Genomic DNA, 11378 nt, shown 5'->3' with positions numbered 1-11378 from the left:
GGAGACAGACTGACTATGAACGCACAGACCGAGACGCAGGACACCGAGGTTTCGACCGATGGGCCCCTGCTCGATCTGACGGACGCCGGCGTCAAGAAGTTCATCAAGCAAGCCAAGGCGCGCGGCTATGTGACGATGGAGGAGCTGAACAAGGTCCTGCCATCCGAAGAAGTCACGCCCGACGCTATTGAAGACACCTTGGCGATGCTGTCCGAAATGGGCGTCAACGTCGTGGAGGCCGAGGAGGACGCGCAGGAGCAGCAGTCTACCGACGTCGCCGCCGCCGCCGGCACCGCCGTGGCCGAAACGCCCGCCAAGTCGGCCTATGACCGCACCGACGACCCCGTGCGCATGTACCTGCGCGAGATGGGTTCGGTCGAACTGCTGAGCCGCGAGGGCGAAATCGCCATCGCCAAGCGGATCGAGGCCGGCCGTGACGCCATGATCTCGGGTCTGTGCGAAAGCGCCCTGACCTTCGAGGCCATCATGGTCTGGCGCGACGAGCTGGAAAACAACCGCATCCTGCTGCGCGAGGTCATCGACCTGGACGCCACCTATGGCGTGCTGAACCCTTCGTCCCTGCCGGGCGCCGCCCAGCCTGAAGGCGAAGAGGAAGACGAGGCCGAAGACAAGCCAGCCGCCGAGGACAAGCCTGAATCCGACGACGAAGACGACGACGACTTCGACGATGGCGGCGGCATGTCGATCTCGGCGCTGGAAGCCGAGCTGCGCGACGGGGTGATGGACGTCCTGAACGCCATCGCCGCGGACTTCGGCGCCTTCCGCGCCCTGCAGGACAAGCTGGTTCAGGCCCGCCTGAAGGGCGAAGTGCTGAGCGCCAAGGATGAAAAGGCCTATCAGGCGCTGACGACGTCCATCTCGGACCGTCTGAAGACCATGAAGCTGAACAACAATCGCATCGAGGCGCTGGTGGAGCAGCTCTATGCGATCAACAAGCGCCTGATCGGTCTGGAAGGCCGTCTACTGCGCCTGGCCGACAGCTACGGCATTTCGCGGCCCGAGTTCCTCAAGGCCTATTTCGGCTCGGAGCTCGATCCCACCTGGACCGACCGGATCAAGGACCAGGGCGTGCGCTGGACCAAGTTCAGCGAGAACGAAGCCAGCCAGATTGCGACCATCCGTTCCGACGTCGCCGCGGTGGCGCTGGAAGCCGGTCTGCCGATCGACGACTATCGCCGCATCGTCCAGACTGTGCAGAAGGGCGAACGCGAAGCGCGTCAGGCCAAGAAGGAAATGGTCGAGGCCAATCTGCGCCTCGTGATCTCCATCGCCAAGAAATACACCAACCGCGGCCTGCAGTTCCTGGACCTGATCCAGGAGGGCAACATCGGCCTGATGAAGGCGGTCGACAAGTTCGAGTACCGTCGCGGCTACAAGTTCTCGACCTACGCCACCTGGTGGATCCGCCAGGCGATCACCCGCTCGATCGCCGATCAGGCGCGCACCATCCGCATCCCGGTGCACATGATCGAGACGATCAACAAGATCGTCCGCACCAGCCGCCAGATGCTGCACGAGATCGGCCGCGAGCCGACCCCGGAAGAGCTGGCCGAAAAGCTGGCCATGCCGTTGGAGAAGGTGCGCAAGGTCCTGAAGATCGCCAAGGAGCCGATCTCGCTGGAAACCCCGATCGGGGACGAGGAAGACAGCCACCTGGGCGACTTCATCGAGGACAAGAACGCCGTCCTGCCGATCGACGCCGCCATCCAGTCGAACCTGCGCGAGACCACCACCCGCGTTCTGGCGTCGCTGACGCCGCGCGAGGAGCGGGTGCTGCGGATGCGTTTCGGCATCGGCATGAACACGGACCATACGCTGGAAGAAGTCGGCCAGCAGTTCTCGGTGACCCGCGAACGCATCCGTCAGATCGAGGCCAAGGCGCTGCGCAAGCTGAAGCACCCGTCGCGGTCGCGCAAACTGCGGTCCTTCCTGGACAGCTGATACGATCAAGGGCGGCTCCGACGGGCCGCCCTTTTTCTTGGCAGGCGACATGGCCCGAAAACACGTCAATCTCGGCACGGCGCCGGCCAAGTCCGACCTGCCGCAAAAGTTCTGCGCCGCCTGCGGTCTGCCGTTCGGCTGGCGCAAGAAGTGGGCGCGGGACTGGGATCAGGTGCGGTTCTGCTCGGATCGGTGCCGGGCCAAGGGCGCATCCGAAGAGCGCCGATAGACGGCTCTCCGCCTCGTGACCACGGCGGCGGCGGGAATCAGCTAAGCGTCGCGACCATGCTCTCCGTGTCGCGCGTCTCTCCCTTTCTCATCGGCCTCGGCGTCCTGCTGATCCTCAGCGGCTGCGTGCGGCGGCCGCCCGAGCCATTGCGGCCGACATCGCCCTATCCGTCACGCACCGAGGCGCCGCTGGTCGGGGGGCTGGTGGATCGGATGATCGACGGCGGGACTCAAGCCCTGGTCGTGCGCGAAGGTAGCGATCTGGGCCGTTGTCTGGCCGAGTTGAACGCCGCGCGTGTGCGGTTCAGTCCTGTGCCGGATCGCCAGAACACCGCGACCTGCGGCCTGCATCAAGGCGGGGTTCTGGGCGCCGACCTGGGGACCGTGGCGCGCATGGCGCCGGGCGATGTGGAGATGACCTGCCAGACCGCGCTGGCGCTGAGCATCTGGCGTCGTCAGTCGCTGGAGCCGGCGGCGCGCGAGATCCTGGGCTCTGACGTCGTGCAGATCGACCACATGGGGGCCTACGCCTGTCGCAACGTGAACAACGGCGCGGGGTCGAACCGCATCAGCGCCCATTCCCAGGCAGCGGCGCTGGACTTCGCCGGGGTGCGGCTGAGGGACGGGCGGCGGATCACGGTGACGAAGGACTGGAACGGCGACACGCCCGAAGCGCGCTTCCTGAAGCGTATCCGCGACGACGCCTGCCGCATCTTCGGCACGACGCTCAGCCCCGATTACAACGCCGTCCACTACGACCACCTGCACCTCGAGGCGACCGACACGCGCTTCTGTCGCTGAGGCAACGCTTTGGCGCGGGGCGGATTACGCCCCTATGCGCGGTGAACTGAAGACCTATCAGGCCAAGCGCCGGTTCGGCGAAACGCCCGAGCCGAAGGGCGCGAAGGGCAAGCGCGCGAAGGGCGGCTTCCGCTATCTGATCCAGCGCCACGCGGCGACGCGTCTGCACTATGATTTCCGTATCGAGGCGGACGGGGTGCTGAAGTCCTGGGCCGTGACCAAGGCGCCGTCGCGCGACACGGCGGTCAAGCGGCTGGCAGTCGAGGTCGAGGATCATCCGCTGGATTACGGATCGTTCGAAGGCACGATCCCCGACGGCAACTACGGAGCCGGAACGGTGCAGATGTGGGATGTCGGCACCTGGGAGCCGCAGGAGCCGGACCTGGAGGCGGCCTGGGCCAAGGGTCAGATCAAGATGATCCTTCACGGCGAACGGCTGAAGGGCAAATGGGCGCTGATCCGGCTGAAGAGTGATCGGGGCAAACCCTCCAAACGCAACAACTGGCTGCTGCTGAAGGAGAAGGACGACTTCGCCGTGGCGGGAGAGGGCGATGCGCTGGCCGAAATCGACGCCTCTGTGACGACCGGCCGGTCTCTGGCCGAGATCGCGGATGGGACGAAGGAGTGGACGGCGTCCAAACCGACGGGGCGTAAAGGTCCGGCCAAGCCCAAGCCCTCGAAAGCGGCGGCGAAGGCCAGGAAGCCGCCGGCCTTCGTGCCGATCCAGCTGTGTAAGGTGACCGACCATCCACCGGGCGGGACGGGTTGGGCGCACGAGATCAAGTTCGACGGCTATCGCATCCAGATCGGCGTGGGCGGCGGTCGGGCGGTCTTGCGGACGCGCAAGGGTCTGGACTGGAGCGACAAGTTCTCGGATCTGGCGACGCACGCGGCGACCTGGCCCGACGCCGTGATCGACGGCGAGCTGTGCGCGCTGGATGAGGAACACATGCCGGACTTCGGAGCGTTGCAGGCGGCCATCTCGGACGAGAAGACTGAAGACCTAGTGTATTTCGCCTTCGACCTGTTGTTCGAGGGGGCGGAGGATCTGCGCAAACTGCCGCTGTCGCATCGCAAGGCGCGGCTGCAGGCTTATGTGGACCGGATCGGCAAAATGGCCGGGGCGCGGCTGCGTTACGTCGAGCATTTCGCCTCGACCGGCCAGGCGGTGCTGGAGAGCGCCTGCCGCATGGATCTGGAAGGCGTGATGTCCAAGAAACTGGATGCCCCCTACCATGCCGGGCGGTCATCGACCTGGCTGAAGTCCAAATGCCGCGGGCGCGATGAAGTCGTGATCGGCGGCTGGTCGTCCGAGGGCGGCACGCGGTTCCGCTCTCTGCTGGTCGGGGTCAGGGAAAAGGGCGGCCTTCGCTATCTGGGCCGGGTGGGGACCGGCTATGGCGAGGCGGTGACGAAGACGCTTGTTCCGGCGCTGAAGGGCGTGGCGGCGCAGAAGTCTCCCTTCGCCGGGGCGGGCGCGCCAAAGGCGGCCAAGGACATCCATTGGGTCAAGCCGGTGCTGGTCGCCGAGGTCGAGCACGGCGGCTATACCGAATCCGGATCGCTGCGGCAGGCGGCGTTCAAAGGGTTGCGCGAAGACAAGACGGCCGCAGAGGTCACCGAGCCGCCGCAGCCGCCCACGGACATGGGCGACGCGAAGAAGACCACGACGACGGTGCGACCAGCCGGAAAGCCCGGCAAGGTGGTCGTGGCGGGCGTGACCCTCTCTAGCCCTGACAAGGTGTTGTGGCCCGCCGTGGGCGACCGGCCGGCGATCACCAAGGCCGATCTGGCGCGCTACTACGAGGCGGCGGCTGAGCGGATCCTGCCCCATGTGGCGGACCGGCCGACCTCGATCATCCGGGCGCCCGAGGGAATCGGCGGCGAGACCTTCTTCCAACGCCACGCCATGGCGGGGTCGAACCCGCGGCTGAAGCTGATCGACGTCAAGGCGCGCACGCCCTATGTGGCCGCCGTCGATGCGGGCGGCCTGGTCGCCATCGCCCAGTCAGGCGGGCTGGAACTGCACCCCTGGGGCTGTGCGCCCGGCCAGCCGGAAATCCCTGACCAGATCACCTTCGACCTGGATCCGGACGAGGGGCTGGACTTCGCCGACGTCATCGCCGCGTCCAAGGTCGTGAAAGCGAAGATTGAGGCGCTGGGTCTCGCCGCCTTCGTCAAGACGACCGGGGGCAAGGGGCTGCACGTCGTGGTGCCGATCAAGACCGACGCCCGCTCGCGCGTGACCTGGGACCAGAACAAGGCTTTCGCCAAGGCGGTGGCCGAGGCCATCCGAGCCGAGGCGCCGGACCGGTTCACCACGACCCTGGCCAAGAAGGCGCGGGGCGGAAAAATCTTCATCGACTATCTGCGCAACGGGCGAATGGCGACGGCGGTCGCGCCCTGGTCGCCGCGCGCACGGCCGGGGGCGGGGATCGCCTTCCCGCTGTCGTGGCGTCAGGTGAAGGCCGGGCTGGACCCCGCCGCATTCAACCTCTGGACCTATGCGGCCTTGCTGAAGAAGCCCGATCCCTGGGCCGATTTCCGCAGCTCGGCGGTCAGTTTGCAATCGGCGCTTAAAAAGATGGGCGTCTAGGCCGCTGTCTTCTTCTTTGCCGCAGCCTTCTTGGGCGCCGCCTTCTGTGCCGGAACCTTCTTGGCGGCCGGCTTCTTCGTCCCCGTCGCCGACCCCTTGAGGCTGTTCCGCAGTGCGGCCATCAGGTCGATGACATTGGTGTCGTCGGGTTCGGCGACATCGACTACGCCCTTGCCGCCCTTGGACTTGGCCTTGATCATCGCGCGCAGGGCGTCGTCGTAGCCGTCCTTGAAGTCCGTCGGGTCGAAGTCCGCCTCCTTCTGGCCGATAATGCGCGCGGCGATCTCGACCATGTCGGGATCGGCCTTCACTGTCGGAATGTCGTCGAAATATTCGTCGGAATCGCGCACCTCGTCATGGGCGCGCAGGGTGTAGGCGATCAGCCCCTTGCCCCGGACCTCCAGCGCCAGCTGACGCTCCTTGCCGCGCAGGACAAGCTGGCCCAGCGCCACCTTGCCCTGTTTCTCCATGGCGTCGCGAATGACGGCGAAGGCCTCGACGCCCGCGCCCTTCTCGGGGACCACGAAGAAGGGGTCGTCCCAGTACAGCCGGTCGATGTCGTCCTCGTCGACGAACTTGTCGATCGAGATGGTCTTGGTGCTTTCCAGCTTCACCTTGTCGAAGTCGGCGTCGTCGAAGAGGACGTATTCGTCCTTGGACACCTCATAGCCGCGCACCAGATCGCTGCGCTCGACCGGCCCGGCGTCCGGATCGGTCGGCACCATGCGGATGCGATTGTTGGTGTCGGGATTGATCAGGTGAAACCGCACGTCGTTCGTGCTGGTCGTCGCCGTGTAGAGGGCCACCGGACAGGTGACCAGCGACAGCTTCAGATGTCCTTGCCAGGTGGGGCGGGCGGCCATGTCGGTTCTCCTCGATCCGTGACAATGCGTCAGGGCGATTTGCGTTCGAACAGGGCCGCCGCCAGGCTCAGGCCTTGCCTTCGAAGGCGACGCTGAAACCGCCCCACATCATGCGCTTGCCGTCGAAGGGCATGTCCATGTTCGCAAAGTCGGGGTCGTCCTGCATCTTGCCGAAGCAGGCGTCGGCGGTGGCGCGGTCGGGCCAGGTGACCCAGGAGAAGACGACGACCTCGCCCTCTTGCAGCTTCACCGCCATGGGAAAGCTGGTCAGGGCGCCGTCCGGCACGTCTTCGCCCCAGGTCTCGACCTGCGACAGGGCGCCGTATTTCTGAAACAGGGGCCAGGAGGCCTCGGCGGACTTGATGTAGCGCGCCTTGTCCTCGGTTTTCACGGGGGTCAGGAAGCCGGTCACATAGGTCATCGGTCGTCTCCTCTTTCTGGATTCAAACGTCGGCGACGGCGCGGTCCAGCGCCGCGATGTCGATCTTGATCATACCCATCATGGCCTGCATGGCGGCCTTGGCGCGCGCGGGGTTCGGATCGGTGGTCAGTTCCATCAGGCGGCGAGGCGTGATCTGCCATGACAGGCCCCAGCGGTCCTTCAGCCAGCCGCAGGCGTTCTCGCTGCCGCCGTCGGCGAGCAGGGCGTCCCACAGCCGGTCCGTCTCGGTCTGATCCTCGGTCATCACCATGAAAGAGACGGCCTCGGTGAAGCGGAAGGTCGGTCCGCCGTTCAGCGCCAGATACTCGCGACCCGCCAGCACGAACTGCACCGTCAGGACAGTGCCTTCAGCGCCGGAGGGCGTATCGACCGGCGAGCGGTTGACGGCGGTGATGCGGCTGTCGGGCAGGAGGCTGACATAAAAGGCGGTCGCAGCCTCGGCTTCGCCGTCGAACCACAGGCAGGGAATGATCTTGTCGCTCATGCCGCATCTCCCTGCGCCAACGCCGCCAGTTGATCGGCGACGGCGCCCCAGCCCTGTTCGAAGCCCATGGCCTTGTGGGTTTCGGCGGCCTTTTCGTCCCAGTGCCGGGCGGTGGCAGTGTAGCGGGTTCCACCGGCCTCGGGCTCGAAGGTGTCGATCCGCACGAAGTTCATGTCGCCGGCCTGCGGAACCCAGCCCTCGGTGAAGGCGCTGGTCGAGACCAGTTTGCGGCCCGGAACCACCTCCAAAAACACGCCGGAATAGGGATGCCGCTCGCCCTCGGGCGAAGCCATTTCAACATTGGCCCGCCCGCCGACGCGCAGGTCCCAATCCACGACCGGCGTGGTCCACGGGCGAGGGCAGAACCACTCGCCGGTACGCTCGGTGTAGATCTTCCACACCGTCTCCGGCGAGGCCTTGATCAGACGGCTGATGCTCAGTTCGCGACCGTCACCCATCACGACACCATGGCGTTGGCGGCGAAGGCTTCGGGACCGGCGGCGACGGCGGCCGGGTCCATCCACATCGGTTCCCAGATGTGGCCGTCCGGGTCGGCATAGCCGCGCCCATACATGAAGCCGTGATCCTGAATCGGGTTTGGATCCATAAGGCCGCCCGCTGCACCCGCGCGTTCGACCACCGAGTCCACAGCCTCTCGGCTGTCGAAAGAAATGCACAGCGACATCTGCGCCGAGACATGGGCGTTGGGGATCGCCCGGTCGGTGAAGGTGCGCCACTTGTCGTGGGTCAGCAGCATGACGTGGATCACGTCCGACACCACCATACAGGCGGCCGTGTCGTCGCTAAACATGGGGTTTTTGGTCGCGCCGACGGCTTCGTAGAAGGCGATCGATCGGGGCAGGTCGGCGACCGGCAGGTTGATGAAAATCAGCTGGGCCACGGCGTTTCCTCTCCTTGTTATTTGCGAAACCTGACTCCAATGATTACCATAGTCAACTATGAAGTTAGAAAAGATAACCGATAAGGCGGGCCGAAAATACCATGACGCCTGTGGCGCTGCGCACGGACTGGACCTGATCGGCGAGCGCTGGGCTCTGCTGGTGATCCGCGAACTGATGATGGGCCCGCGCCGGTTCGGTGATCTGAGAAAGGATCTGCACGGCATTTCCGCGAACGTGCTGACCCAGCGGCTGGAGGGGCTGGAGGCTTCGGGCATCGTGACCCGCCGCAAGCTCCCGCCGCCCGCCTCGGTTCAGGTCTATGAGCTGACGCCGTGGGGATATGAGATCAAGCCGGTCTTCATGGTGCTGGGCGGCTGGGCGGCGCGCTCGCCTCGCCACGATCCGACCCTGCCGATCAGCGCGGTATCGATCATGCAGTCGTTCGAGACGATGTTCGACCCGGCCCTGGCCGGGGACGCGGCGATGACGGTCGGCTTCGTCTTCGGCGACGAACTTTTCGTCGTTCAGATCGAGAAGGGCACGATCACGACCCGCCGCGGCGCCACGGACGCCGCCGACGTCGTCCTGACGACCCAACCGCCGCTGGTCGCGGCCTGCGTCTACGGCAAGGTCCCGCCCGGCGCCTTCGAGGCCGACGGCTTGATGACGCTGACCGGCGACCGGGCCGTGTTTGACCGCTTTGCGGGCTTCTTCAACCTGCCGGAGAAGGCGCCGGTCTGAAGCTTCAGGCCAGCATGTCCAGCAGCGTGCCGGTCATGTCGTCGGCGGTGCGCAGAACGGCGGCGTTGGCGCTGAAGGCCGTCTTGGCCTGGATCCGCTCCACGGTTTCCTCGGCGAGATTGTCCAGCGGCGCGTTGGCGGTACGGCGCGCGCTGTTGTCGAACCGGTTCTGCGCGGTCGTCATTCCGGCGGCGGCGATAGAAAGCGCTTGCATGGCGAAGCTCCGGACGCGGTGGGTTCGATCGCCAGACTGCGTCTTTCAGGTCAACGTCGCCTGAAGGAATAGGGTGAACGGTGTTTTCCGCCCCGCTTGCGCCCTTATTGATGTATAGAGCGCCATCATTCGCCCGGCCTGAGGTCTGACCTCGGCCGGGCGCGGTCGTTTCGGCGACCGCCCTTGTCCGTTGTCCCAGGTTTCCTATGCCCTTTCCCGCCGTCCATCCCGCGCTCGACCGCGCCCTGATCAACAAGGGCTATGCCGAACCCACTCCGGTTCAGGCCGCCGTGCTGGAGGCGGAGCATGCGGATCGCGACCTGCTGGTCTCGGCCCAGACGGGTTCGGGCAAGACCGTGGCCTTTGGTCTGGCCGCTGCGCCGACCCTGCTGGGCGACAAGCCGATCTTCGGCCCCGGCGGCGCGCCGCTGTGCCTGGCCATCGCCCCCACGCGCGAACTGGCCATGCAGGTCGCGGCCGAGTTGCAATGGCTGTACGCCGACTCCGGCGCCAAGATCGCCACCTGCGTCGGCGGCATGGATGCGCGGCGTGAAGCTCGCGCGCTCGGCTTTGGCGTCCATATCGTCGTCGGCACGCCGGGCCGCCTGAAGGATCACATCGACCGGGGCAACCTGGACCTGTCGGAGCTGAAGGTCGCCGTCCTCGATGAGGCCGACGAGATGCTGGACATGGGCTTCCGCGAAGATCTGGAGCACATCCTGGACCAGGCGCCGGCCGAACGCCGCACCCTGCTGTTCTCGGCGACCATCGCGCGCGACATCGCCACCCTGGCCAAACGCTATCAGAAGGACGCGGTCCGCATCGACGCGACCGACAAGACGCGCCAGCACGCCGACATCGAATACCGCGCCTATCGCATCGCGCCCAACGAGATCGAGCACGCGGTGGTCAACACCCTGCGCTGGTTCGAGGCGCCGCGCGCCATGGTCTTCTGCTCGACCCGCGACAGCGTGCGTCACCTGCAATCCTCTCTGCTGGAGCGCGGCTTCTCGACCGTCAGCCTGTCGGGCGAGATGGGTCAGCGCGAGCGCACCGACGCGCTGCAGTCGCTGCGTGACGGCCGCGCCCGCGTCTGCGTCGCCACCGACGTCGCCGCGCGCGGTCTGGATCTGCCGGACCTGGGTCTGGTCATCCACGCCGAACTGCCAATGAACCGCGCCGGCCTGCTGCACCGTTCGGGCCGGACGGGCCGGGCGGGCAAGAAGGGCATCTCGGTCATGCTGGTCCCGCACTCGCGCCGTCGCAAGGCTGAGCGGCTGATGGACGAGGCCGGCGTCGACGCCGTCTGGACCGGCGCCCCGACCTTCGATGAAATCCGCAAGGCCGACGAAGGCCGCCTGCTGTCGCCCGAGTTCTTCGAGGCCGACGTCTCCGACGAGGACATGGTCGTCGCAAAGCGGATGATCGCCGAGCGCACGCCCGACGAGATCGCCGCCGCCCTGGTGCGTCTGCTGCGCAAGGAACAGCCGGCGCCGGAAGAACTGTCCGATCCGGGTTCGGATCGCGGTCCGGCCAAGCGCGAGCGCACCGTTCGCAACGACGACGGCACGGCGGCTCAACCCTGGCCGGGCGACCGCCTGGGCGCTGATGATGTGGTCTGGTTCCGTCTGGACGTGGGCCGCAACAAGAACGCCGACCCCAAATGGCTGATCCCGCTGATCTGCCGCATCGGCGGCATTTCCAAGCCTCAGATCGGCGCCATCCGCACCTTCCCCGAAGAGACGCGGTTCGAGGTCGCCAAAACCCACGAGAAGGCTTTCCGCGAAGCCGTCGCCGCCTCCAAGGACGAGGTGAAGATCACGCCGTCGGAAGCCCCGACGCCCGGCTCGATGAAGGCTAGCCGCTTCGCCGGCAAGCCGCGCGAGGACGGCGACCGCCCCTTCAAGAAGACCCCCTACAAGCGCGCCGATGGCGGAGAGGGCGACGCCCGCCCGCCGTTCAAGAAGAAGCCCTGGGCGCCGAAGGCTGACGGCGGCGCCAATCCGCGCTCGAACGCCGCGGGCGACAAGCCCTATGCCAAGAAGCCCTTCAAGGCCAAGCCGGGCTTCAAGAAGGACGGCTTCAAAGGCAAGCCCAAGGGCTGATCATGCCGGCACTTGCCTGATCGTGGGCGGAGGCGCACCC

At 66.3% G+C, this 11378-nt stretch carries 12 protein-coding genes; 6 read left to right on the top strand and 6 right to left on the bottom strand.

All coding sequences use genetic code 11. The annotated features are described in order from the left end of the window. The first annotated feature begins 15 nt into the window (after nt 1–15). The 4 genes from rpoD to ligD are packed head-to-tail and all read left to right on the top strand — an operon-like array spanning nt 16 to nt 5587. On the top strand, nt 16–1962 hold the full coding sequence (gene rpoD, locus A4249_RS10595; RefSeq protein WP_066552508.1) for an RNA polymerase sigma factor RpoD: 1947 nt from the start codon (nt 16–18) through the stop codon (nt 1960–1962). 49 nt (nt 1963–2011) lie between these two features. Continuing rightward, nucleotides 2012–2191 carry a DUF2256 domain-containing protein gene (locus tag A4249_RS10590; RefSeq protein WP_066555076.1) on the top strand — a complete coding sequence of 60 codons (180 nt, stop codon included), beginning with the start codon at nt 2012–2014 and terminating at the stop codon, nt 2189–2191. A 56-nt stretch (nt 2192–2247) separates the two neighbouring features. After that, nucleotides 2248–2991 carry an extensin-like domain-containing protein gene (locus A4249_RS10585; RefSeq protein WP_066552506.1) on the top strand — a complete coding sequence of 248 codons (744 nt, stop codon included), beginning with the start codon at nt 2248–2250 and terminating at the stop codon, nt 2989–2991. Between the two features lie 34 nt (nt 2992–3025). Then, nucleotides 3026–5587: a DNA ligase D gene (gene ligD, locus A4249_RS10580; RefSeq protein ID WP_066552504.1), complete on the top strand. Its 2562-nt coding sequence runs from the start codon at nt 3026–3028 to the stop codon at nt 5585–5587. Here ligD and ku read toward each other — a convergent pair. From ku to A4249_RS10555, 5 genes are all read right to left on the bottom strand, one after another. Next, complete coding sequence (gene ku / locus A4249_RS10575; RefSeq protein ID WP_066552503.1) at nt 5584–6450, bottom strand: non-homologous end joining protein Ku; 867 nt, start codon at nt 6448–6450, stop codon at nt 5584–5586. The genes ligD and ku overlap by 4 nt on opposite strands. A gap of 67 nt (nt 6451–6517) precedes the next feature. Continuing rightward, a complete protein-coding gene (locus A4249_RS10570; protein ID WP_066552501.1) occupies nt 6518–6871 on the bottom strand; it encodes a DUF1428 domain-containing protein in 354 nt (117 codons plus the stop codon). Nucleotides 6872–6893: 22 nt separating this feature from the next. After that, nucleotides 6894–7376 (bottom strand): VOC family protein, encoded by a 483-nt coding sequence (locus A4249_RS10565; protein ID WP_066552499.1) that lies wholly within the window; start codon nt 7374–7376, stop codon nt 6894–6896. After that, nucleotides 7373–7834, bottom strand: a complete 462-nt coding sequence (locus A4249_RS10560) for an SRPBCC family protein (RefSeq protein ID WP_066552498.1) — start codon at nt 7832–7834, stop codon at nt 7373–7375. Before A4249_RS10560 ends, A4249_RS10565 begins: the two co-directional genes overlap by 4 nt. After that, nucleotides 7834–8277: a VOC family protein gene (locus A4249_RS10555; RefSeq protein ID WP_066552496.1), complete on the bottom strand. Its 444-nt coding sequence runs from the start codon at nt 8275–8277 to the stop codon at nt 7834–7836. The genes A4249_RS10560 and A4249_RS10555 overlap by 1 nt, the downstream gene beginning before the upstream one ends. A 58-nt stretch (nt 8278–8335) precedes the next feature. Here A4249_RS10555 and A4249_RS10550 point away from each other — a divergent pair, with 58 nt between their 5' ends. Next, entirely contained in the window at nt 8336–9019 is a 684-nt protein-coding gene (locus A4249_RS10550) for a winged helix-turn-helix transcriptional regulator (protein ID WP_066552494.1), read from the top strand. 4 nt (nt 9020–9023) lie between these two features. On the opposite strand, the gene A4249_RS10545 is transcribed toward A4249_RS10550, so the two are convergent. Then, nucleotides 9024–9233, bottom strand: a complete 210-nt coding sequence (locus A4249_RS10545; RefSeq protein WP_045811901.1) for a flagellar basal body rod C-terminal domain-containing protein — start codon at nt 9231–9233, stop codon at nt 9024–9026. 206 nt (nt 9234–9439) lie between these two features. On the opposite strand from A4249_RS10545, the gene A4249_RS10540 reads away from it, so the two are divergent. Further along, nucleotides 9440–11338 carry a DEAD/DEAH box helicase gene (locus A4249_RS10540; RefSeq protein WP_066552493.1) on the top strand — a complete coding sequence of 633 codons (1899 nt, stop codon included), beginning with the start codon at nt 9440–9442 and terminating at the stop codon, nt 11336–11338. The last annotated feature ends 40 nt before the right edge of the window (nt 11339–11378 follow it).

This window comes from Brevundimonas sp. GW460-12-10-14-LB2, assembly GCF_001636925.1.
Classification (GTDB): domain Bacteria; phylum Pseudomonadota; class Alphaproteobacteria; order Caulobacterales; family Caulobacteraceae; genus Brevundimonas; species Brevundimonas vesicularis.
Note: the sequence above shows the minus strand (reverse complement) of the source record. Positions and strands in the feature narration are given on the sequence as shown.